This is a genomic window from Chitinophaga sp. sic0106, from assembly GCF_019219075.1.
Taxonomy (GTDB): domain Bacteria; phylum Bacteroidota; class Bacteroidia; order Chitinophagales; family Chitinophagaceae; genus Chitinophaga.
In genome coordinates this window covers 21044-44693 of record NZ_JAHUWJ010000025.1, presented here as the reverse complement: position 1 = coordinate 44693, position 23650 = coordinate 21044, and the positions used below count along the sequence as shown (strand labels likewise).

Genomic DNA, 23650 nt, shown 5'->3' with positions numbered 1-23650 from the left:
CCTAAATATCTTCCAGGTAATTCAAATCCTTGTGAAAGGTTTCCTCTATCGTCCAGGCAGCCAGCATAGCCACGCCTATACAAATCACCGCCACTATCGCCCCGCTTTGCAATAAATTAAAGTATGACTGCGCCGTCACAAATAAAACAGAGATCAGCGGCAGCATACCTCTCGCAAAATTAGGAACTGTAGTAGCCACCGTAGCCCGCAGGTTGGTGCCGAAGCTCTCCGCTCCTATGGTCACAAAGATGGCCCAAAAGCCCACACTAAAGCCCATCAGGGCACAAACAGTATAAAATAGTGCCGTGCTGGCACCGTGCAGATTCAGGTATATAGCCACCATAATGGCTGTCAGGGTGAGAAACAGGAGCATCACCTTTTTGCGACTCTTCAATAACTGGCTGACCAGCCCACTGCTGAAATCACCAATTACAAGACCAGCGTAACAAAAAGCCACTGCATCTCCCGGATTAATATTTCCCTGTACATTCATTTCCCGGGCAAACTTGTTGGAAAAGGCAATCAGAATGCCCACCACAAACCAGGTAGGGGTACCCAGCAAAATGCACTTAATATATTTCAGCAGGCGCTCTTTACTGGTAAACAATGCCAGCAGGCTACCACGGGTGGTAGCCGTCGCTTTTACCTGGTTAAACATATGGGATTCCATTACAGAGATACGTAACACCAGCAGGGCCAGTCCTAATCCGCCACCAATAAAGTAACAGATGCGCCAGTCGCCCACCGCTTTAGCAATCAGGTTAGCAGCAACTGCCCCCGAAACGCCTACGGTAGCCACTATCATAGTACCATAACCCCGCTTTTCCTTGGGCAGGATTTCTGATACCAGCGTAATACCGGCTCCCAGCTCCCCGGCAAGCCCGAAGCCCGCCACAAAACGCCATAACACATAGCCAGTGATGCCCTGCACAAAACCGTTCGCGATATTGGCCACCGAATAAATGAGGATAGACCCGAACAATACACTCAAACGGCCTTTCTTATCTCCCCAAACTCCCCAGAAAAGCCCTCCCAGGAGTAATCCTACCATTTGGATATTAATCAGTAATAAACCGGCGCCGGAGTCGATTTCGCTCTGCGGCAGACCCAGCGACTGCAAACTTGGTACACGTACGATCGTAAATAACAACAGGTCGTAGATGTCCACAAAATAACCCAGCGAGGCAACGATAACGGCAACGTTGAAGATGGAAGCAGATTGGCTCTCGGTTTTCATGTGCGTGGTTGATAAAACTTAATAAATAAACGTGGTTGATAAAAACAAAAATGCCATGAAAGATAGTATTTCATGGCATTTTTTCTAAATTATTTATTTATTCGATTCCGTCATTTCATCCGGATGATTTTCCTTGATATGCTCATGAGGCACCTTCGCCTTTCCGAACACCAGTTTCAGGATAACCGGCAGGGTGGTGATCAGGATGAGGATACCAACGATCAGCTCCAGGTGATTTTTGATGGTAGGATAGCTGTTACCCAGGAAATACCCGGCCAGCATCATGGAAAATACCCATGCAAAAGATCCTACAACATTATAGAACATAAATTTCTTACGTTCCATACCCACAATGCCCGCCACAATTGGCGCGAAAGTGCGGATAATCGGCAGGAAACGGGCAAGAATGATAGCCCCGCCACCATGCTTGTCAAAAAATTCTTTGGCCTGGAAAAGGTGCTTCTTTTTAAACAGGAAGGTATCCTTCCGGCTGAAAAGCAATGGCCCTGACTTACGGCCAAACCAGAATCCAACAATATTACCCAGCACGCCGGCCAGGGCAATAATCAGCATTAATACGAAAAATGGTGCATCGTAAAAGCTGGCACTTAACTCTTTACCATAGATTCCTGCCAGAAAAAGCAGGGAATCCCCGGGCAGAAAGAAGCCTACAAACAGGCCGGTTTCTGCAAAAATGATCGCTACTAACAGGTATAATCCTCCGTGCTCAATAATCCATGATGGATTAATGAGATGCTTAAATAACTCTATAATCTGGTCCATGCGCTTTTAAATAAACTTTCGGGATCGGTAAATTATAAATTATTCTCCAATGAGAATGTTAATGTTTTGGCAAAGGTCTTTATTGTCGGGCATTTCAGGCTTTCACCTCTGTTCCGTTGAGGTCCAGTTTGTTTTCCCATTTCGATACTACAGCTGTAGCCATGGCATTACCGATTACGTTTGTGGCGGAGCGACCCATATCGAGCAGGTGGTCTACTCCCAGTAACAGCAGCAGGCCTGCTTCAGGAATATTAAACATGGACAGTGTACCTGCGATTACCACCAGGCTGGCGCGGGGAACCCCGGCAATACCTTTACTGGTGATCATCAGTACCAGCAACATGGTGATTTGCTGGTCGAATGGCAGGTGCATCCCATAGGCCTGTGCAATAAACAGGCTGGCAAAGGTCATATACATCATAGAACCATCCAGGTTAAAGGAATAACCCAGTGGCAGTACAAAGCTTACAATACGTTTATCACAGCCAAAGCGCTCCAGTTCTTCCATGGTGCGCGGGTAGGCAGCCTCACTGCTCGCCGTGCTGAACGCCAGCAGTACCGGGTCTTTGATGAGCCCCAGCAGTCGTAAGACAGGTTTGCCGAGTATCAGGAATCCTACGAATGCCAGTACGATCCACAAACTAAAGAGCCCTGCATAAAACTGCGTAATGAATTTACCATAGATCCACAGCACACTCAGGCCTTTATCGGCGATGATGGCTGCCATGGCCGCAAATACGGCAAATGGAGCAAAGTTCATTACAAAGCCGGTCACTTTCAGCATGATATGCGCCACGCTGTCCATCAGCTTCACTACCGGGATTGCCTGCTCACCAATAGCAGCGGCGGCTACTCCAAAGAAAATGGCAAAAACTACGATCTGTAATATTTCGTTGTGGGCCATAGCGCTTACAACGCTGTCCGGCACCACGTGATGGAAGAATCCTCTTAAAGTCATATCTGCCTTTGACACACCGGAGGCGGCGTGGGCATCAGGCAGTGGTAAACCCAGGGATAAACCTGGTTTCAGCAGGTTTACCAGGATTAATCCGAGAAACAATGATACAAAGGTTGCACTGATAAACCACAGCATGGTTTTACCGCCTACGCGGCCAACTGCTTTAATATCACCCATTTTGGCCACACCAACTACCAGTGTGGAAAACACCAATGGAGCGATGATCATTTTAACCAGGCGTAAAAATATGTCTGTCAGTATCGATACGTTATCGGCAAACTTCTTAATACTTGCCTGTTCCTCCGGAGTAGGTGTTCCTTTTCCAAATGAGTAGTTCACTATGTAGCCCGTTGCGATACCAATTATCATGGCGGCAAATATGTACACAGTAAGCTTGTTGGATTTCTTCATGCGACGGTAGAATTAATTGCGGTAATGGTTTGTAACCTAAAATTCCCCAAAAATAAGGTTACTGGCTTAAATATGAGCCGCCGGAGGTAAAATAAAACCGGGCATTTTGGTTTGCAGTTATTATATTTGGCGATTAACAATCAACAACAAACAAATCTACCTTAAAAACAATCAACCAACATTTGGCTTATGAGCAAACTATTTGCCAAGAAACAACTGTCTGTTCTGCTGTCTGAAGCTTCCGATTCAGAGAAGGGTCTTAAAAGGACTTTAGGAGCGGGCTCCCTCATTGCATTGGGTATCGGTGCCATTATCGGTGCCGGCCTTTTTGTTAGAACTGCCGCCGCTGCAGGCCAGCATGCAGGTCCGGCCGTTACTGTATCCTTCATCATTGCCGCTATCGGCTGTGCCCTTGCAGGATTATGCTATGCCGAATTTGCTTCCATGATTCCGATTGCAGGAAGTGCGTACACTTATTCCTATGCCACACTTGGTGAATTTATTGCCTGGATTATTGGTTGGGACCTGGTACTCGAATATGCCCTCGGTGCCGCCACTGTAGCCATCGGCTGGTCACAGTACCTCAACAAGTTGCTGACAAACGTCTTTAACATTACGATACCATACGAGTGGTGTCACAGTCCTTTTGAAATCAGTGATGCCGGTGTAAGAGGTATTATGAACGTGCCTTCCGTGTTCATTCTCCTGCTGCTTACCATGCTGCTGGTACGCGGTATCTCCGGTTCTGCCATTGTAAACAACATCATTGTGATTTGTAAAGTGGCGATCGTGATCCTGTTCATCTTCTGCGGATGGCAGTTTATCAATCCTGCTAACCACACTCCTTTCACTATTTCTCCGGATGCTGGTACTGTTACTATGCACAACGGCCATGTGGTGGACTACTCCCACTTCTTTAACCATGGATGGGGAGGCGTACTAAGGGGTGCCGGTGTGGTATTCTTTGCGTTCATCGGTTTTGATGCCGTGTCTACTGCGGCGCAGGAAACCAAGAATCCTAAGAAAAACATGCCGATTGGTATCCTCGTTTCTCTCCTGATATGTACTGCGCTGTATATCCTGTTTTCTTTTGTGCTGACAGGTGTAGCACCTTATAAAGACTTCCTGAAAGCAGGTGGTGAGGCTTCAGTAGCGTATGCGATCGATACCTACATGCCTGGTTATGGCTGGTTATCTACCCTGATTACCGTGGCAATCCTTGCTGGTTTCTCCTCTGTAATCCTGGTGATGCTGCTGGGTCAGACACGCGTATTCTATTCCATGAGTAACGACGGTCTGGTACCTCCGGTATTCTCCAAGCTGCATCCTAAATTCCGCACACCATACCGTTCACAGTGGATGTTTTTTGTATTTACCTGTCTGTTTGCGGCCTTTGTTCCGGACAGCGTGGTGGGTGATATGACCAGCATCGGTACCCTGTTTGCGTTTGTACTGGTTTGCATAGGCGTTATTATCATGCGGAAAAACAATCCTGATGTACCACGTGGCTTTAAAACGCCATGGGTACCGGTAGTCCCTGTACTGGGGGCATTGTTCTGCCTTACGATGATTATCAGTCTGGGTGTTGAAAACTGGTCCCGTTTGTTTGTATGGCTGGGACTTGGCTTTATTATCTACTTCGGGTACAGTGTGAAGCACAGTAAGGCCCGTAAGATGCTGGATTAACCAACCGGTGATTTTATTACTTAGCCAGATTAGCTTAAATTTGCGGATTATTTTAAAGATCCAACAATAAGATACCACTCCAATGGGAAGAATATTTGAAGTTCGTAAATCCACCATGTTTGCCCGCTGGGACAGGATGGCCAAACAGTTTACCAGAGTTGGTAAGGACATTGCAATTGCCGTAAAGGCAGGCGGTCCTGACCCGGAAAATAACCCTGCGCTGCGTCGCTGCATCGTGAATGCGAAAGCGGTTAACATGCCGAAAGATCGCGTGGAAGCTGCGATTAAGCGTGCGATGGGTAAAGACAAAACTGATTACGAAGAAGTTGCATATGAAGGTTACGCGCCACATGGCATTGCCATTATGGTGGATACTGCTACCGATAACACTACCCGTACTGTTGCCAACGTGCGAACGCACTTCAACAAATGCGGCGGTAGCCTTGGTAACAGTGGTTCTGTAGCGTTCATGTTCAACCGCGTGGGTGAGTTTAAAGTGAAGAATGCCGGCCAGAACCTGGAAGAGCTGGAACTGGAGCTGATCGATTCTGGTTTGGAAGAAATTGGAGAGGATTCAGAAGGTAATATTATTATCCGCGCAGCGTTTACTGAGTTCGGTAATATGTCTAAGGCTTTGGAAGACAAGGGCCTGGAAGTTATCAGCTCAGAACTGAAGCGTATTCCTGTTAATGTGGTGGAATTATCAGAAGAACAGGCCAAAGAGGTGCTGGAACTGGTAGATCGCCTGGAGCAGGACGACGACGTTCAGGCTGTTTTCCACAATCTGAAGTAAGTACAATTTAGTATAGAAAAGAAAGGTCCTGCCGCTGAGGCAGGACCTTTTCTTTTTGTCAAGGAACCGAAACGGATCAAGGTGTTTAATAGGAGCGCGCGTATGACGGCGCTTTGTTAATTTCAACGGATAGTAGCAGCCAATGTTGATCAGGCTTTGATAATTTCCTGGTGCCGGTCCGCCTCATTGGCAATAAACATAATGCCTTTGCCGTGGTAGGTAGCCACGCTGAGGGTAGGGTCCGGGGCTATATACCGGCGCAGCCGCGTCAGGTATACGTCCATAGATCGTTTATTGTATGAGTCATCCCCATCCCAAACGCTGGACATGATCTGGTCGCGTTTGAGTTTTTTATTGGGATTTTCACACAGGTATTTAAAGAGATCAGATTCTTTCGGGGGGAGTTGCATATGTTCCAGCTCGATTCTGGTACCTCCGTCAGGGGCGGGTTTCTTAACCTCCACTACTACGTTGCATTGCTGGTAGTTAAAGCGCAGGTTACCCACCAGGTAGGTAATTTGTTTTTCACTGCGCAGCAGCCTGGCTCTTTTGATAAAAACCTCCAGGCGAAGCAGGAATTCCTGCATGTTGAAAGGCTTAACGATGTAGTCGTCTGCTCCATTTTCAAATCCCAGCATACGGTCTTGCTCCATATAACGGGAAGAAGTGATGATGATAGGTACATTTTCGTTAATCGAACGGATGTCCTTGGTTAGCGTAAATCCGTCCTTTTTGGGCATTACCACATCGAGCACGCACAGGTCAATGTCCCGTTGTTGGAATGTTTCCCATCCGGCCTCTCCATCGGCACAGTACAGTACTTCATAACCGGCTTTTTCGATATGTCTTTTCATCACTTTAGCAAAAAACTGGTCGTCTTCCACCAATAAAACGGTCGGCTTCATTTTAGATAGATTTAATTGTAACGATTAAAAGCAGCAAACAGCGATTCTCGATTTTGGGCTTAACCCTGAAAAAGCAAAGGGTATTTTTTACGTTTATTCAAAGTACCGATTTCCTGATGGTTCTACAATCAGTCTTTTCGTTCATTAAAGGATTTTCCGTTCATTTTGTTCATTCCTAGGGTTATTAATGAACATATGTATAAGTTATTTAGGGAGAGACACAAACGCATAGTTAAAGAAAACAGTTTATTATTTTCATCAACTATGCGTTTGTTTTAATATAAAATTTCTTAACTGTTAACGCAATTTTTCACCCTTCCAGACAGGAATGCGGCAAGGTTATCGGTTACCGCCGATAATAAACGGCCCCGTGCCGCAGCAGTAGCCCAGGCAATGTGAGGCGTAATCAGCATATTAGGTGCTCCAATCAGCGGATGGTCCGCTGGTGGCGGCTCCGTAGAAAGCACATCCACGCCCGCACCGGAAATACGGCCGCTGCGCAGCGCCGCCGCCAGATCCGCCTCATTAATAAGGCCGCCGCGACTCGTATTAATCAAAAACGCGCCCCGCTGCATCGTATCCAGCAAAGCCGCATTCACAAACTCTTTGTTAGCCGCACTCATAGGCGTATGCAAACTCACCACATCGGCCTCCCGGAAACAGGTAGCCAGGTCCACAAACCTTACCCCATCCATCTTATCCCGCTCCGGATGCTTATGGTGAGCGATAACCTGCATCCCAAACGCCAGCCCTATCCTGGCCACCGCCTGCCCTATCTGCCCCAAACCTACAATACCCAATACCTTACCCTCCAGCTCCACCAGCGGAAAATCCCAGAACGAAAAATCCTTACTGCTGCTCCAACGGCCCTGGTGCACCGCCTCACTATGTGCACCTACATGGTGACACAGCTCCAGTATCAACGCAAACGTCAGCTGCGCCACCGCAGAAGTACTGTAAGCCGGTACATTCGTAACCGGTATATCCCGCTCCTTCGCAGCCGCTATATCCACCACATTATAACCAGTAGCAATCACACCAATGTATTCCAGCTTAGGCAAAGCCGCAATAGCAGCAGCACTCAGAACCGATTTATTGGTGAGCACAATCTCCGCATCCCTGGCACGCTCCACCACGAGCGACTCCGGCGTACGATCATACACGGTAACTTTCCCCAGCGCCTCCAGGCCCTCCCAGCTTAAATCCCCCGGATTGAGGGCATATCCGTCCAATACAACTATTTGCTTCATATCATCTGTTATTATGCTTGAAAAAATCAGGCAATAAAAATATATAAACTCTGCCAATACCCTGAAAGGAGAATATAACGCAGCTTTTTGCGAAAAAAACATCAAAAATGAGCGGCTATAAAAAGTAGATTGCAGGTATAATATCCCGCTTAAATTTATTATCGGCTTATGTTCGGTTGGACAGCGATGGAGGACAGTGAACTACTTTCGTACCTGAAAGACGGCAACGTGCGTGCGTTTGATACGATTTACGCACGTTATTGGGCCGACCTGTACAAGCACGCCTGCTACACACTTCGCAACAAAGAACAGGCACTCGATATTATCCAGGAAGTATTCACCTGGCTGTGGATAAACCGGGAAACCGTGCAAATCACCTCACTCAAACAATACCTGAAAGGCGCCGTCAGATTTAAAATGGCAAACTACCTGCGCGCCAATAAATCCCAGCAACAACTCATGCATTCCCTCCGCTACATGACAGAAGCAACCGTGGCCCCGGACGAAATTCAACTGAAGGAATTACAGTCGCTCATAGCCTCCGCCGTGGATGCACTCCCGGAAAAATGTAAGGAAGTATACAGCATGAGTCGCCATGAACATCTCTCTCATGCTGAAATCGCCAGCCGGCTAAACATCTCCATTAAAACCGTGGAAAACCATATAGCCATTGCGCTCAAGCGTATCCGCATTCATATTGGCACTACCCTGCTCACACTCCTCTGGCTGCTGCAATAAAAAATATTTTTCACCGCTTTGGGGGATAGCCCCCCCGTACGTTACTAGGATATAAACGGCCCTTACTTGATCCACGAAAAACTGGCCGCCATCGCTGAAAAAATCGCCGATGGCACCGCAACCGAATCAGAAATTGAAACGTACCATGCGCTGCTCGATAGCATCGAAGAAAGTGAACAATGGGAAGAGCACCTGATGGGTAACCAACAGGAAACAGGCGCCCTGCTGAAAGCACGCATATACGAAAATGCCGGTATCCGCCATACGGAGCAGCGCATACGCCTGATGCGCATCAGCGTGGCCGCTTCCGCCGCCCTGCTGATTGGGCTTTCTACCCTGCTGTGGCTGCATTATAAACCTGCCGGCAAAAAGCAATTGCTGTCTGATAAAACGGACAGTAAACACGTGGTACTCAAACTGGCCAACGGCAAGGAAATCACCCTCAGCAACGATTCTTCCGTGATCACGCAGGGCAACAGCACCATCACCCTGGCAAATGGCGCCGCCAGCTACCACAACAGCAATGCCGCCCCGGATGAAATCAATGAACTGATCACCCCTCCCGGATTTCAATTTATGATGGTCCTCGCCGATGGCTCTAAAGTATGGCTCAACACCGCTTCCCGCCTGCGATTCCCTGCCGCCTTCCATGGCCGCGAACGCGTGGTGGAACTCTCCGGTGAAGCCTATTTTGAAATCGCACAAAATGTTAACATGCCTTTTGTGGTAAAAAGCAATGATAAAACCGTCAGGGTATTAGGCACCAGTTTTAATTGTATGTCCTACGCAGACGAACCAACGACTAACATCACCCTCGTAAATGGTGCAGTGAAAGTTTACGACAAACAGGATTCCCTGCTGCTGCATCCGGGCCAACAGGCCAGCATCAGCCAGGAAAAAGGAATGACGCTGGTTCCGCATGCAGACATATCCAGCATTACCGCCTGGAAGAATGGCTTCTTCACCATGCAGGGCGAAAACACAGCAGTCATCCTCCGGCAAATTGCCCGGTGGTACAACCTGGACATAGCATATACCGGGAAAATTCCTGATCTGAAATTTGAAGGCAGTATTAAGAAAAGTTATGAATTACAGGATGTAATCGCCATCCTCAGCGAAGGCGGTATCCATGTGAAACTGGAGCAGAAAAAACTGATAGTATTTCCGAACTAGATATCAATATAGTTATCATGTAAGTTACATGATTCAAAATAAAACCGGGCATGCGCCAACATAACCCGGTTCCAATGGCAATAAACACAATACGATCAAGCATTTTTTTATCACCTAAATCAAATTTATGTTTTTAGCAACTCCTTGTCAAGCGCCATCCGCAAGCCTCACCTGAAAATAATCAGGTACATCACAGTGAACAATTTGCCTGAGGATAAATATCCTCCGCAATCCTAATGCTCACCTAATTCCAAATGACACTAAACCGGACAGCTACGTCACGGACGTAATCCCCTGTCCCACTATTCTAGTATCCTTAATTCATCCAAACATGCAGTTATTTACAACTCTGCTAAATCGTTTAAGTCGTCACAAACGACCCACCAAAATCTGGAAAGTTATGAAACTAACAACGGTACTTTTGTTGGTAGGTTTCCTGCAGGTAAGCGCCCATGGCCTCGCCCAGAAAATCACCATGAGTAAAACCGACCGGCCGATCCAGGAAGCACTGACTGAAATCGAAAAGCAATCAGGCTACAAATTCTGGTACCATGCCGGCCTGCTCAACCAGGCAAAAAACGTCAGCATCAGCGTTACCGACGCGCCACTCACCACCGTGCTCGACCTGCTCGTGAAAGACCAGGGCCTCTCCTGGAAAGTGATCAAAGAAACCATCGTACTGAACAAAGCCACTGCACCACCATCGCCGGCAATGCCGCCTGCTGATACGCTGCATGGAAAAATAGCGGACGACAGCGGCAACCCCGTCCCCGGCGCCACCATCCTGGTAAAAGGAAGTAAGAAAGCAACCGTATCCAATGTCAACGGTGAATTCTCCCTGGCAAATATACCCGACAACGCTACCATCGTGATTTCCAACATCGGCTTCCAAACACAGGAAATCGCCGTAAACGGCAGATCACGCATCAACGTGAAATTCCTCGCAGAAGTATCACAGCTGGAAAACGTAGTGGTGGTGGGTTATGGCACTCAGAAGAAAGTAAACCTCACCGGCGCGGTAGCACAGGTGTCCGGTAAAGTGCTGGAAAACAGGCCTATCACACGTGTTACACAAGCTCTCCAGGGGATGGTAGCAGGCCTTAACATCTCCACTACTACCGGCGGTGGCGCACCCAACGCTACACAAAGCATTAACGTGCGCGGCTATACGGGAATCAACTCCTCCGGTGGTACGCAATCCGGCGGCCCGCTCATCGTGATCGATGGTATACAGGGTGGAGATATCAACGCCCTCAACCCTTCTGATGTGGAAAGCATCTCTGTACTTAAAGATGCAGCCTCCACTGCTATCTACGGTTCTTCCGCCCCTTACGGCGTGATCCTCATCACTACTAAAAAAGGCAAGGCAGGACAGCCCACTAAAATTACTTACGACAACAACCTGTCGTGGGCACAAACCATCAACCTGCCAAAAATGATGAACTCCCTGGACTTCGCCAACCTCTACAACGAAGCTTTCGTAAATGCAGGTCGCGCCCCATTTTTCGACGATGCTACCCTGCAACGTATCAAGGACTACCAGGCAGGTACACTCAAGGAAGAAGCTATGAAAAATCCTGCGGTACCAAACGACTGGACTTCCTGGAATACTTCCAACGCCAATAACGACTGGTTTAAAATCTATTTTAAAGATTTTGCATTCAGTCAGCAACATAATATCGGCATCAGCGGCGCTTCTGATAAAAGCAACTACTATATCGGTATCGGCTACAACGATAAAGCCGGGATGTTCAACTTCGGTGATGATGATTTCAAGCGCTTTAATATCCGCGCCAACGTAAGTTCTAATATCACCAGCTGGCTGCAGTTTAACCTGCGCAGCACCATCAGCCGTACGCTGTATAACACACCTAATACCTACTCAGGTAAAACAGGTGGTAACTATATGCACCAGATTGCCCGCAAATTCCCTACCGTGCAACTGAAAAATCCGGATGGCAACTACTCCGACCCAAGCGATGTATTACTGCACCAGCAAGGCGGCCGAATGAAGTATACCGAGGACCAGCCTATGATCACCGGTGAATTTAAAATCACTCCGCTCAAAGATTGGAATATCACCGCCAACTATACGTTTGATGGAGATCTTTACGATGAACAGAATCATACTAAAACCGTATTCGTCTATTTGCCCGACGGCTCCACAGCACCGGTTAGCGGTACCACGCCCAACGGCTTTTCCCGTTCCAATTACCGGTACGAACACCACATCGTGAATGCGTTTTCTTCCTATGAAAAGACTTTTAATAAACACAATTTTAAAATACTGGGCGGCTTCACCAGCGAGCTTACCAACTATACATCTTACTCCGCATCCAATTCGCTGCTGTATTCCAACGATATCCCTTCCCTGAACCTGACCTATAATACCACGCCATCGGTGGGTGATCAGGTTCGCAGACTGGCGGTGGAAGGCTTTTTTGGCAGATTTAATTATGCATTTGCAGATAAATACCTGTTAGAAATTAACGGCCGTTATGATGGTACTTCCCGCTTCCTGTCCGATAACAGATGGAAATTCAGCCCGGGCATTTCTGCCGGCTGGAACATCGACCGGGAAAAATTCTGGCAGCCCATCAGCAATGTGGTAAATACTTTCAAGCTCCGTGGTTCATTTGGTTCCTCACCGGATCAGTTATTCCTCGGCGATCCGGCTATTGGCACCTACTATCCGTTTTATCCGAGCCTTGCAACCACACGGCCTAACAATACTTCCTGGCTGTTTGGCGGCAATAAACAAGCATCAGTTAGTCAGCCTTCCCTCGTAAATCCGGAGCTAACCTGGGTTACTACTACTTCCTATGATATAGGTGCTGACTTTAGTATGTTTAAGGAGAGATTAAATGTCAACTTCGATTACTATATCCGTAAAGCAGATGATTTTGCAGGACCTGCGCAGGTCCTACCCGCTATCCTGGGTGCAGCAGTACCAAGGGTGAACAATGCGGCTATACGTACTACTGGTTTTGAACTCACTATGCAGTGGAACGACCGCATCGGAAAAGTAGGTTACTCCGTACGCGCTAACCTCTCCGACTATAAAGGACAGGTCGTGAAATACAACAATCCTTCCCGATCCCTCTCCACCTTCTACGAAGGGCAGAACATGGGTGATATTTGGGGCTACGTATCCTCCGGATTATATGCGACTGATGCCGATGCTGCCAAAGCGCCTAAAGCGCAGTTCTGGAACAGCACCTGGCGTGCAGGTGACGTGATCTACCAGGACCTCAACAATGACGGGGTTATCAACAACGGTAAAAACACGCTGGACAGCAGTGGTGATCGTCGTATTATCGGTAATAACACTCCGCGCTATCAGTACAGCCTGAATCTTTCTTTTGACTACAAAGGTTTTGACCTGGGCATCTTTATGCAGGGCGTTGCCAAAAGAGATGCATGGGTAGGTTCCAACTACTTCTGGGGCATCGTTGGAAGTGAGTGGCAAAGCTCTCCTTTCAGTATCCACTACGACCGCTGGTCAGCTACCAACCAGGGTGGTTACTTCCCTAAGTTTTACATGAGTGGTGAAAACGATAAGAACACACAAACGCAAACCCGCTATTTACAAAACGGAGCGTACCTGCGTATTAAAAATCTGCAGCTGGGATATACTATTCCTGCACAGATACTGTCGCACATCCGCGCACAAAAAGTACGTATATACTTCAGCGCTGAAAACCTTGCCACCTTCACTAAAATGGCCAAAACAATTGATCCGGAACTCTCCATCAGCGATGCGAAAATCTATCCGTTGCAAAGAACCTGGTCTTGTGGTATCAATGTAATTCTCTAATTAAAAACATTTGAGCATATGCGATTTCCGAAGATATTAACCGCCACTATACTATTGTCGTCCGTACTTTTTGCTTGTAAAAAAAGTTTTCTGGAGAGATCACCCGAAACGGTGATCAGTGACGCACAATACTGGAAAACCTCCAATGACCTGAAGCTGTACGCCAACAGTTTTTACAATAACTTCCCCGCCTATACGGGATTTGGCACCATTGGCATTTATGGGGAAGATGCAGACCAGGGTTCAGATAACATGGTCTACATCAGCTACAACACCCGCATGAATGGTGAAAGCGTGGTACCTGCCACCTCTGATAACTGGAGTATCGCTTCCTGGGGAAATCTGCGTAACATCAACTATCTGCTGGCTAATTACTCCAAGGTAAACGAGCCATGGAGCAACGTTAAAACCTATGTGGGCGAAGCCCGCTTTTTCAGGGCCTACTGGTATTTCAACATGCTGCGTAACTATGGCGATCTGCCATGGGTAAGCCAGGTGCTGGACCCGGCATCAGAAGAGGTGTACAACAAAAGATTACCACGTAATGTGATTGCAGATTCAATCATTGCCGACCTCGATAGTGCGATCGCCTTATTGCCTGCAAAGGGAACTGCACAGGCCAACCGCGTTTATAAAGAATTTGCACAGGCATTACAGGCACGTATAGCCCTGTACGAGGGCACCTGGGAAAAATATCAGGCCGGTACGCCTTTCGGTGTAACGGGTTCCACACCTGACAAATATCTGCAGAAAGCCCTGGATGCATCCGCCGCAGTAATGAGTAGTGGCGTGTTTACACTGGATAATGTAGGTAAGAATTACGGCTACTGGTCGTTGTTTAACCAGGTAGATTATGCTGGCAGCAAGGAAGTAATTTTCTGGCGGCAGTACAATGTTACGACCGGTCCTTCCCATAACTGGCACAGATATACGAATACCGGTGCGGGCAGAGGTTTGACTAAAAGCCTGGTGGATGATTACCTGTGTGCAGACGGGCAGCCAATTTCCGTAAGCACGCTTTATAAGGGCGATGATTCACTGCAGCTGGTGGTAACCGGCCGCGATCCACGGCTGGCACAAACCATGTATGTAAATGATGGCAATCACATCGTTACCAGCAATCAGCCAAACGGTGCTGCCAACCTGTTATTCCAGATACCTACGTTCGATGCTTCCAGCGAAAACCGCCCTGCTACCGGTTACCAGGTGTACAAAGGGCACAATACCGACTATGCGCAACAGTATGCAGCAGAACTGGGCACCACCGGCCTGATCCTGATGCGCTATGCAGAAGTGTTGCTGATAAATGCAGAGGCTAAAGCGGAATTAGGAGTTTTAACACAGGGAGATGTAGATCTCACCATTAACAAACTCCGCGACAGGGTTGGGATGCCCAAACTCAATATTGGCGCCATTATTACTGATCCTAAGTGGATATTTCCCCAGTTAAGTGCAGTGATGAATGAGATCCGCAGGGAACGCAGGATAGAGCTTGCCTGCGAAGGTTTCAGAAGAGATGATATTTACCGCTGGGGTGCTGCACAGCGACTGCTGGTGGGCTGGAAGCCCAAGGGCGCTAAGCTGAAACAGTGGCAGGGCCGCGTTTCCACCAGCCTCCTGTCCGGTTATCCGGTGGATGCGGATGGTTACATCGAACCTTTCCAGAAGGTAGGATCCCTGAGTAACGGTTACAAATTCAACGTAAACCGCGATTACCTGCTCCCTGTGCCTCTTGGAGAGTTACAGGTACCCGGTAATACCATGACGCAGAATCCGGGCTGGAATTAGGCTTAAAATCGCTTTTTAAAAAGAGTCGGCCTTTCATCCATGTAAAGAAATCATTAATTAAGGCGCCTGCCTTTCAAAAGACGGAGATATTACCCCACCTTTGCAGCGCCATAAATAATTAACTAAGCCTGCAACTGATTAATTGATTTATTAAAGAAGCCACTACACCAGCATTATCATATGCTTTGTAGTGGCTTCGCCTATTTTACACGGAGCACCGCACCATTAAGGAAGTGTGGAAAGGTTTACGGATGGGGCACTGCCGCTGGAAGGCCGGGTGTAGGTGACCCCTACACTATTACCTACCTGGCGGAATCCTCCACTGTACATATACATCATGCCAGACTCAATACCTCCGCCAATATCGTAGCGCTGGTGTGCGGCATCACTGGCGGTGGTAGAGAAAGTGGCCTGCGTGACTTCTATCCAGTTACCATTTTTAGTACATACCCATTGGTTGCCGTAGCGTGCCTTAAAATAATTTTGTCCGTTGCTGCTAAAGTTTTCCACGAATGAATACAGTCCTCCCAGCAGCTGTCCGTTGGTTTTGGACTTATCCCATTCTGCCAGCAGCTTCCAGGCGGCGTTTTCAGGCGCATAGTACCAGGCAGTAAAGAGGGTATGCGTACCGGAGGCTTCCGCATGTACCAGCATTTTGTAGGTATTGCCCGTTACCCATGGGAATATGAGATACGTTTGGCCACCGGAGCCTTCGTTACCAAATGCGTTATCCACCACGCCGGTCCCTTTGCGCACCAGCGTTACGGCGTAGTCCGCCGGGATTTCATTCGGATCATTTGTATTGTAATTACTCCAGATGCTGAAAAGGATTCTGCGTTCTGTTGGGGAGTTTACCTGTATACCGAAGTAACCATCCCAGAAACCATTGGTCATATAGTAGGCATACAGTGGATCGGCACCGGCGGGCACATTTATTTCCGTGTAAAACCAGGAAATAGCGCTATCCCCCGGATATTTGTAACTGAGATGGGTAGCCGGGGCGCCGCGGTACTGACTTTTGTTGTACTTCAGTCCTAATGAACTGGTGATCACCACCGATTGTACATCCGGCAGGTAGGTACCATTTTTCGTAACGGCTTTGATTTCTATACAATGATAGTTAGCCGACGAAATATTAAAAGTACCGACGTTGAGCGTCACGTACGAAGACGTTTGATTTACCACTACATTATAGCTGGTACCAGCGCTATCCAGGCGGATACGCAGCGTGTTGGTATTAGAGGGTGCCTTTACCCGGATAGATACATTAATGCTACCGGTAGTAGTGGGATAGAAATAAACTTTGGTAACACCGGAAGTGTCTGTCCAGGCGCCGAGCCCGGAAGTACCGATGGTACCATAGCCGTTACTCTGCTCCTTCGGATATACGTAACCGTTACTGTATAAAGTAACCGTATCCGTTGTAACCAGCTCCGTGGTGGCTTTGGGAGAATTACTTTTTTCCTGTAGTTCACTGTCAATGCTTTTTGCACATGCTGCCAGCAGCAGGCAAAGCATAATAATAGGGTACTTTTTCATCGTGATCGGATTTTGGTTTAGCATATAATTAGTGCTCCGTGTACAAAGGGAATTAACTGCGTTCACTGGTGCTTGTTCACTGTTTTGCGCTGGGTCGGGTCATCAACAAATTGAAGGTAATTTTTACGTTTATTATTTACTAGTCGGGTGTTTTTTTCTGGCAGTATTATGACACAAAAAAAGACCGATCAGGATAGATCGGTCTTTTAATATATTACGATTGTTTGTCGGCTATTCTTCCATCATTTCCATCACTACTTTGATGACATCTTCTGCGTTTGGTTTGGAGAAGTAATCGCCATCGGAGCCATAAGCCGGCCTGTGGGCCTGTGCGCTCAGGGTACGTGGTGCTACATCGAGCCAGCGGTAACCACCCTGCTCTTCCATCACCTGCTGGAACATGTAGGCGGTACCACCACCAGGCACATCTTCATCAGCAAAGAGGATGCGGTTGGTTTTCCTGAGCGACTCAACAATGATATGATTGATATCGAAAGGCAGTAATGTTTGCACATCAATTACTTCGCAGGAAACCCCCAGTTCTTCGAGGGTGTTGACTGCATCTTCCACGATGCGTGTCATGGAACCGTAGGTAACGATGGTTACATCATCTCCCTGTTTCAAAATTTCAGGGATACCTAATGGCACCGTGTATTCGTTCAGGTTAACCGGCAGTTTTTCTTTGAGACGGTAACCGTTCAGTGATTCGATGACGATAGCAGGCTCGTTGGCTTGCAGTAAAGTATTGTACATACCGGCTGCCTGTACCATGTTGCGAGGTACGCAAACATACATTCCGCGGAGGGAGTTAATGATCATTCCCATGGGAGATCCGCTGTGCCAGATACCTTCGAGGCGGTGGCCACGGGTACGTACGATCAGCGGGCAATACATAGCGCCTTTAGTGCGGTATTGCAGGGAAGCCACATCATCGCTGAGTGGTTGCAGTCCGTACAGGAGGTAATCGAGGTACTGGATTTCGGCGATAGGGCGAAGGCCGCGAAGTGCCATTCCTATCCCTTGTCCCATGATAGTCAGTTCGCGGATACCGGTGTCGGCTATACGGAAACCACCATATTTTTGTTGCAGGCCTGCAAAGCCCTGGTTTACGTCTCCTATTTTACCCACATCTTCTCCAAAAGCAAAAACTTTCGGGTTGTTGGTAAAGAGCTGATCAAAGTATTTGTTCAGGACTTCGTACCCATTGATAGTGGTTGGCTCATCGCCATATGCGGCTGGTATTACCGGCACATTCATGGCAGAGTTGGCACCGGTGGCGTGTAACCCTGAAGTATAGTTTTCCTTTTCCTGTTGGAAGTAAGTATCGTAGTAAGCCTGCAGCTGCTGTACCGCCGCGTCGTTTTTCTGCGCTTTCAGTCGTACGAGCATGGAAGCGGCAGCTTTCAGAATATCGCGGCGCTGTGGCTCGCGATTGGTCTGCACTTCGTGAATAGCTTTCTGTACAAATTCAGCTTTGGCGCCGGCAATTTCCAACACAGGTGTGGCAGTGGCAATAAACTGCTGTACATCTGCCTTGATAGGGGTAATGTATTTTTCCCATGCTGCTTTGCGGGCATCCTGGGCAGTAGTTTTGGCTGCTGCTTCAATAGCTTCCAGCGTAGGTTCGTCTGCCAGGGCATTTTCGATAATCCAGGAACGCATTTTTACGTTACAGTCGAATTCTTTTTCCCAGGCGAGGCGTTCCTTGCTTTTGTAACGCTCGTGCGAGCCGCTGGTAGAGTGGCCTTGTGGCTGTGTGATTTCTTCCACATGGAAGAGCGCAGGGATGTGGGTTTCACGGATCTTGCGAATGGCAGATTCCAGTACTTCACACATGCCGGCATAATCCCAGCCTTTGATATTATATATGTCGAAGCCATTGGTTCCGTTAGCTTTACGGAAACCTTCGAGGGCTGCGGAAATAGAGTTTTTGGTAGTCTGGTATTTACGGGGTACGGAAATACCGTAGCCGTCGTCCCAAACGAATACTGCCAGTGGCACCTGCAATACGCCTGCAGCGTTCATGGTTTCCCAGAAATGCCCTTCTGACGTAGAGGCGTCACCGATAGTAGCGAATGCGATCTCATTACCACCGTTGGAAAGATGCTTCATATCCTGCAGCTCCTCCACTTTACGGAAAAGCTTGGACGCCAATGCCAGGCCTAATGCGCGGGGCATCTGACCTGCTGTTGGAGCCATGTCAGCAGCTGAATTCTTCATCTCCACTAATGGCAGCATATTACCCTCCTTATCAATATTAGGGGTAGCAAAGTGCGAGTTCATTTGTCGGCCACCGGAAAACGGATCATGATTCACATCCGGATCGGCGTATAACTGCGAAAAAAACTGTTCAGGGTTGGCGATGCCAGTAGCAAAAGCTACAGTCTGGTCGCGGTAATAACCTGAGCGAAAGTCCCCCGGCTGAAAATATTTGGACATCGCTATCTGCGCCACTTCCTTTCCATCTCCAAAAATGCCAAACTTAGCTTTACCGGTAAGTACTTCCTTACGGGCGAGCAGACTAACTTCTCTGCTTTCGCAGGCCAACCTGTAGTCATTTAACACCTCCTTGCGGAATTCTTCGAATGACAACCGGCTTTCTATATTCATAGCGAGTTCGTTATTTTCTATCATGCCTCATGGTTAAAGTACAAAAGTAAGGTTAATTATACAGTTCGGGAATGCCTGTAAAATTCATATTTAAAATAATCTGATTTTTTTAATAAGAATTTAATAATTTGTTAGGTAACAAACAGTTTTTGGCCGTAAATTTGTCTGAGAACTTGGAAAAATTTATTTTTTTTAACCAGTCGCATTTAAAACCAGTATAAAATGAAAAAGTTTCTTCTATCCCTATTTGCAACTCTGTTGATCTCAACAGCTCTCTGGGCACAACAAAATCCTGCTGACGCGAAGGTTAAATTCGCGAAAGAAACCATTGATTTCGGCAAAACCGATCTGAACAAGCCGGTAACAGTTGATTTCGAATTCACTAACATCTCCAAAGAACCAGTATTAATTGAAGCGGCGCGAGCGAGCTGCGGTTGCACTACTCCAAAATGGACGAGTGAACCAATTCTCCCTGGCAAAAAAGGCAAGGTGACTGCCAGCTACAACGCGAGCAGCATCGGCCAGCAAAACAAAACTATCTGGGTTAAATTCAGAGGAGTGGATTCAGACAAAGAACTGCATCTGACTGGTACAGTAGGAAGTCCATCCAGCAAATAACACAAGTTATTTCTTCATAGAAAAAGCCTTACAGATAGTCTGTAAGGCTTTTTTGTTGCCTGTATGTTTGATATCCAGACATCTAATTCACCTATCTTTGCAACGCAAAAGAATCAAAACAATTATATGCCTACCATTAGCCAGAGAGGAAAGGTTATGCCGCCCTCTCCTATCAGAAAACTTGTCCCTTTTGCTGAAGCAGCAAAGAAAAAAGGTGTAAAGGTATATCACCTTAACATCGGTCAGCCGGACATTGAAACACCAAAACAAATCCTGGATGCGGTACGTCATTCTGATTTTAAAATTCTGGAATACAGTCACAGCGCCGGCAATGAAAGTTACCGCCGCAAACTGGTGGAATATTACAAGCGCTTCGATATCGAAGTGAATCACAACCAGATTATTGTAACCACAGGTGGTTCTGAAGCTATCCTGTTTGCCTTCATGGCCTGCCTGGATCCAGGGGATGAAATCATTGTTCCTGAGCCGTTTTATGCGAACTACAATGGGTTTGCCGTTGAAGCAGAGGTAAAAATCAAAACTATTACTGCAAATATCAGCACTGGGTTTGCCTTGCCTGCCATGGAGGATTTCGAAAAAGCGATTACTCCGCGCACCAAAGCGATCCTGATCTGTAACCCTAATAACCCAACTGGTTACCTGTACAGCCAGGCGGAGATGGAGGTTTTAAAAACCCTGTGTCTGAAACACAACCTGTACCTGTTTTCTGATGAGGCATACCGCGAGTTTTGCTACAGTGGCAAACATTTCAGCGCTGCCAACCTGGAAGGCATGGACAACAATGTAATCCTGATGGATACCATTTCTAAGCGCTACAGTGCTTGTGGTGGCCGTATAGGTGCATTTGTAACCAAAAACCAGGAAGTGCTGGATGCTACCATGAAGTTTGCACAGGCGCGTCTGAGTCCTCCTTCCTTTGCGCAAATTGCCGGTGAAGCGGCTGTGGATCTGCCTGCTGATTATTTTGACGGCATTAAAGCGGAGTACCAGAGTCGCCGCGACCTCCTTGTAAAAATGCTCAACGAGATTCCGGGTGTGTTCTGCCCTAATCCTGGTGGTGCATTTTACGCGATGGCGCAGTTGCCTATTGACGATTCCGATAAATTCTGCCAGTGGATTCTGGAAAACTTCCAGCATGAGGGTCAAACCGTTATGATGGCGCCAGCTACCGGGTTCTACGCTACTGCCGGCCTTGGTAAAAACGAGGTACGACTGGCCTATGTATTGAATCTGGAGGATATCCGTGGTGCGATGAATTGCCTGGCGGAGGCTTTAAAAGTATATCCTGGCCGTACGGCTATCTAATAAAAAAACACGACTGCAGGAGGTTAGCATTAAAAAAAGAGCACAAAATACATTATAATAAATTTTATATATTGTTTTTTATCCAAAAACTCATTTTTTTTAGGCCTACCTCTTGCAATTTTCGATTTTTGTTTCGTATATTTGATACAGAAACAACGAAAAAATCAAAAACAACCAAACATAAAAATATTTACATATACGATCAATTCTGCAAAATCTAAACTTGTTTAAGAATAATTTAACCTGCAGAATTTTTCAAAACGTTCTTTTGGTCCGACCTTTGGATTACAATTACAAGATTGAATTATCAACAATCTGTAAAAAAACAAAGTTTAACTAAAACGTTTTAGCAAAATATCGTATTTTTGTATCAGTTTTTCATAACGTGGAATTTATAAAGGCAAACGGCTCTGATCACAGAGCCGTATTTTTTTGCCCTAAACCCTGATTTCGTCCCTGATTATTGCGTTTTTGTCGCTTTTTGACCCGATTTCGAAAAAATTACCAACTCCTTTTACTTATTGCACATGTTTTTTTTATAATATTGTTATGTAATAAAACGGCGGAACATATCCGTGCTTCGGCATGGTGATATTTTTCGTTTGTTTTCATAACGTGGAATTTTAAAATGCAACGGTCCCGATTCTTCGGGACCGTCTTCGTATAATATCAATTTCCAGTTATGACAGGATAGGTATGAGGATTCTGCAAAAAAAATCCCCTCGCGCAACCGCGAAGGGACTCTCAAAAAGAAAATATCTGTACTAACAGCAATAATTACTGCATGTTAGCTTTGATCATGGTGAAGAAGTCATCAAACAGGTAACGGCTGTCGTGTGGGCCCGGAGTAGACTCAGGGTGGTATTGCACGGAAAATGCCGGCTTGTTTTTGATGCGGATACCTTCTACGGTGTTGTCGTTCAGGTTGATGTGTGTTACTTCCACATTCGGATTAGCTTCAACTGCTTTCCCGTCCACAGCAAAACCGTGGTTTTGGGTGGTAATTTCACATAAACCGGTTTTCAGATTTTTCACCGGATGGTTCAGGCCGCGGTGACCGTGGTGCATTTTGTAAGTTGGGATATCATGCGCCAGTGCCAGCAACTGATGACCGAGGCAGATACCGAACAGGGGCTTTTCAGCCGCCAGGATCTGTTTTACGGTATCAATGGCGTATTTCAGCGGAGCAGGATCGCCAGGACCGTTAGAGATAAAGTAAGCGTTAGGCTTGAATTCTTCCGTTACTTCAAATTTGGTGTCTGTAGGGAATACTTTCAGGTAAGCACCTTTTTCAGACAGGCATTTCAGCATGTTACGCTTTACGCCATTGTCCATTACTGCGATGCGGATAGCTGCTTCCGGATCACCTACGGTGTAGGCTTCTTTGGTAGAAACTTCCTGGCTGAGTGCGAGGCCTTCCATGGAAGGAACCTTTGCCAGTTCAGCTTTCAGTTGTGCTACGTCCAGGATCTCGGAGGAAATGATGCAGTTCATAGCACCTTTGCTGCGGATATGAGAAACCAGCGCGCGGGTGTCTACATCATAGATCGCTACCAGGTTGTTATCTGCCAGGAACTTCTCCAGGGATTCGTCGGCCATCTTTCTGGAATAGTTATAAGCGATGTTCTTAGCGATCAGACCACTGATCTTAACAGTGCTACTTTCTACGTCATCCGTCTTGGTGCCGTAGTTACCGATGTAGCAATTGTTCATAATAAGGACCTGTCCTTTGTAGGAAGGGTCTGTAAACACTTCCTGGTAACCCGTCATACCGGTATTGAAAGCTAACTCACCGGCAGCAGTGCCAATTTTCCCAAAAGCTTTTCCCTGAAAAACCGTACCGTCGTCTAACAGCAGTATGGCAGGTTGGATGGTTCTTGTCTGAGGCATTTCTGGTATCTGTCTTGTTTTATTTTTTTAAAAAAAACCTTCGAGGGCTTGTGCCCAGGAAGGTTCGGATAAAAAACCGTGCAAAGTTATGAAATGCAAGCCTTAATTCCAGATTTTTTTATCTCAGA

General features: G+C 46.9%; 16 protein-coding genes. 8 read left to right on the top strand and 8 right to left on the bottom strand.

From position 1 onward, the window contains the following. Nucleotide 1: 1 nt before the first annotated feature. From KW844_RS26035 to KW844_RS26025, 3 genes are all read right to left on the bottom strand, one after another. Nucleotides 2–1237, bottom strand: coding sequence for an MFS transporter (locus KW844_RS26035; protein WP_218379701.1), 1236 nt, complete (start codon nucleotides 1235–1237; stop codon nucleotides 2–4). Nucleotides 1238–1330: 93 nt separating this feature from the next. After that, entirely contained in the window at nucleotides 1331–2020 is a 690-nt protein-coding gene (locus tag KW844_RS26030; protein ID WP_218379700.1) for a DedA family protein, read from the bottom strand. Between the two features lie 94 nt (nucleotides 2021–2114). Further along, complete coding sequence (locus tag KW844_RS26025; protein WP_218379699.1) at nucleotides 2115–3389, bottom strand: dicarboxylate/amino acid:cation symporter; 1275 nt, start codon at nucleotides 3387–3389, stop codon at nucleotides 2115–2117. A gap of 189 nt (nucleotides 3390–3578) precedes the next feature. Here KW844_RS26025 and KW844_RS26020 point away from each other — a divergent pair, with 189 nt between their 5' ends. Both KW844_RS26020 and KW844_RS26015 read left to right on the top strand, forming a co-directional pair. After that, a complete protein-coding gene (locus KW844_RS26020; protein WP_218379698.1) occupies nucleotides 3579–5075 on the top strand; it encodes an amino acid permease in 1497 nt (498 codons plus the stop codon). An 82-nt stretch (nucleotides 5076–5157) separates the two neighbouring features. Next, on the top strand, nucleotides 5158–5868 hold the full coding sequence (locus KW844_RS26015) for a YebC/PmpR family DNA-binding transcriptional regulator (protein WP_218379697.1): 711 nt from the start codon (nucleotides 5158–5160) through the stop codon (nucleotides 5866–5868). 149 nt (nucleotides 5869–6017) lie between these two features. Here KW844_RS26015 and KW844_RS26010 read toward each other — a convergent pair whose 3' ends face one another. Then, nucleotides 6018–6773: a response regulator transcription factor gene (locus KW844_RS26010; protein ID WP_218379696.1), complete on the bottom strand. Its 756-nt coding sequence runs from the start codon at nucleotides 6771–6773 to the stop codon at nucleotides 6018–6020. Between the two features lie 290 nt (nucleotides 6774–7063). Beyond that, entirely contained in the window at nucleotides 7064–8023 is a 960-nt protein-coding gene (locus KW844_RS26005) for a D-2-hydroxyacid dehydrogenase (protein WP_218379695.1), read from the bottom strand. A 168-nt stretch (nucleotides 8024–8191) separates the two neighbouring features. Between KW844_RS26005 and KW844_RS26000 the strand changes: the two genes are divergently transcribed. From KW844_RS26000 to KW844_RS25985, 4 genes are all read left to right on the top strand, one after another. Then, complete coding sequence (locus tag KW844_RS26000; RefSeq protein ID WP_218379694.1) at nucleotides 8192–8761, top strand: RNA polymerase sigma-70 factor; 570 nt, start codon at nucleotides 8192–8194, stop codon at nucleotides 8759–8761. Nucleotides 8762–8827: 66 nt separating this feature from the next. Further along, on the top strand, nucleotides 8828–9934 hold the full coding sequence (locus KW844_RS25995; RefSeq protein WP_218379693.1) for a FecR family protein: 1107 nt from the start codon (nucleotides 8828–8830) through the stop codon (nucleotides 9932–9934). Nucleotides 9935–10334: 400 nt separating this feature from the next. Then, a complete protein-coding gene (locus tag KW844_RS25990) occupies nucleotides 10335–13751 on the top strand; it encodes a TonB-dependent receptor (protein WP_218379692.1) in 3417 nt (1138 codons plus the stop codon). 18 nt (nucleotides 13752–13769) lie between these two features. Then, nucleotides 13770–15539: a RagB/SusD family nutrient uptake outer membrane protein gene (locus KW844_RS25985; RefSeq protein ID WP_218379691.1), complete on the top strand. Its 1770-nt coding sequence runs from the start codon at nucleotides 13770–13772 to the stop codon at nucleotides 15537–15539. A gap of 225 nt (nucleotides 15540–15764) precedes the next feature. Here KW844_RS25985 and KW844_RS25980 read toward each other — a convergent pair whose 3' ends face one another. Both KW844_RS25980 and KW844_RS25975 read right to left on the bottom strand, forming a co-directional pair. Continuing rightward, nucleotides 15765–17078 (bottom strand): DUF3472 domain-containing protein, encoded by a 1314-nt coding sequence (locus tag KW844_RS25980; protein WP_218379690.1) that lies wholly within the window; start codon nucleotides 17076–17078, stop codon nucleotides 15765–15767. A gap of 231 nt (nucleotides 17079–17309) precedes the next feature. Beyond that, nucleotides 17310–19712 carry a thiamine pyrophosphate-dependent enzyme gene (locus KW844_RS25975; protein ID WP_218379689.1) on the bottom strand — a complete coding sequence of 801 codons (2403 nt, stop codon included), beginning with the start codon at nucleotides 19710–19712 and terminating at the stop codon, nucleotides 17310–17312. A 198-nt stretch (nucleotides 19713–19910) separates the two neighbouring features. Here KW844_RS25975 and KW844_RS25970 point away from each other — a divergent pair, with 198 nt between their 5' ends. Both KW844_RS25970 and KW844_RS25965 read left to right on the top strand, forming a co-directional pair. Continuing rightward, complete coding sequence (locus tag KW844_RS25970) at nucleotides 19911–20306, top strand: DUF1573 domain-containing protein (protein WP_073083253.1); 396 nt, start codon at nucleotides 19911–19913, stop codon at nucleotides 20304–20306. Nucleotides 20307–20432: 126 nt separating this feature from the next. Next, complete coding sequence (locus tag KW844_RS25965; RefSeq protein WP_218379688.1) at nucleotides 20433–21632, top strand: pyridoxal phosphate-dependent aminotransferase; 1200 nt, start codon at nucleotides 20433–20435, stop codon at nucleotides 21630–21632. A 777-nt stretch (nucleotides 21633–22409) separates the two neighbouring features. Here KW844_RS25965 and carA read toward each other — a convergent pair. Further along, on the bottom strand, nucleotides 22410–23522 hold the full coding sequence (gene carA, locus KW844_RS25960; RefSeq protein ID WP_218379687.1) for a glutamine-hydrolyzing carbamoyl-phosphate synthase small subunit: 1113 nt from the start codon (nucleotides 23520–23522) through the stop codon (nucleotides 22410–22412). Between the last annotated feature and the right edge of the window lie 128 nt (nucleotides 23523–23650).

What these genes read in the sequence shown, in the direction of transcription:
- KW844_RS26035 (WP_218379701.1), bottom strand. Translation starts at nt 1,237, where the DNA reads ATGAAAACCGAGAGCCAATCTGCTTCCATCTTCAACGTTGCCGTTATC.
- KW844_RS26030 (WP_218379700.1), bottom strand. Translation starts at nt 2,020, where the DNA reads ATGGACCAGATTATAGAGTTATTTAAGCATCTCATTAATCCATCATGG.
- KW844_RS26025 (WP_218379699.1), bottom strand. Translation starts at nt 3,389, where the DNA reads ATGAAGAAATCCAACAAGCTTACTGTGTACATATTTGCCGCCATGATA.
- KW844_RS26020 (WP_218379698.1), top strand. Translation starts at nt 3,579, where the DNA reads ATGAGCAAACTATTTGCCAAGAAACAACTGTCTGTTCTGCTGTCTGAA.
- KW844_RS26015 (WP_218379697.1), top strand. Translation starts at nt 5,158, where the DNA reads ATGGGAAGAATATTTGAAGTTCGTAAATCCACCATGTTTGCCCGCTGG.
- KW844_RS26010 (WP_218379696.1), bottom strand. Translation starts at nt 6,773, where the DNA reads ATGAAGCCGACCGTTTTATTGGTGGAAGACGACCAGTTTTTTGCTAAA.
- KW844_RS26005 (WP_218379695.1), bottom strand. Translation starts at nt 8,023, where the DNA reads ATGAAGCAAATAGTTGTATTGGACGGATATGCCCTCAATCCGGGGGAT.
- KW844_RS26000 (WP_218379694.1), top strand. Translation starts at nt 8,192, where the DNA reads ATGTTCGGTTGGACAGCGATGGAGGACAGTGAACTACTTTCGTACCTG.
- KW844_RS25990 (WP_218379692.1), top strand. Translation starts at nt 10,335, where the DNA reads ATGAAACTAACAACGGTACTTTTGTTGGTAGGTTTCCTGCAGGTAAGC.
- KW844_RS25985 (WP_218379691.1), top strand. Translation starts at nt 13,770, where the DNA reads ATGCGATTTCCGAAGATATTAACCGCCACTATACTATTGTCGTCCGTA.
- KW844_RS25980 (WP_218379690.1), bottom strand. Translation starts at nt 17,078, where the DNA reads ATGAAAAAGTACCCTATTATTATGCTTTGCCTGCTGCTGGCAGCATGT.
- KW844_RS25975 (WP_218379689.1), bottom strand. Translation starts at nt 19,712, where the DNA reads ATGATAGAAAATAACGAACTCGCTATGAATATAGAAAGCCGGTTGTCA.
- KW844_RS25970 (WP_073083253.1), top strand. Translation starts at nt 19,911, where the DNA reads ATGAAAAAGTTTCTTCTATCCCTATTTGCAACTCTGTTGATCTCAACA.
- KW844_RS25965 (WP_218379688.1), top strand. Translation starts at nt 20,433, where the DNA reads ATGCCTACCATTAGCCAGAGAGGAAAGGTTATGCCGCCCTCTCCTATC.
- carA (WP_218379687.1), bottom strand. Translation starts at nt 23,522, where the DNA reads ATGCCTCAGACAAGAACCATCCAACCTGCCATACTGCTGTTAGACGAC.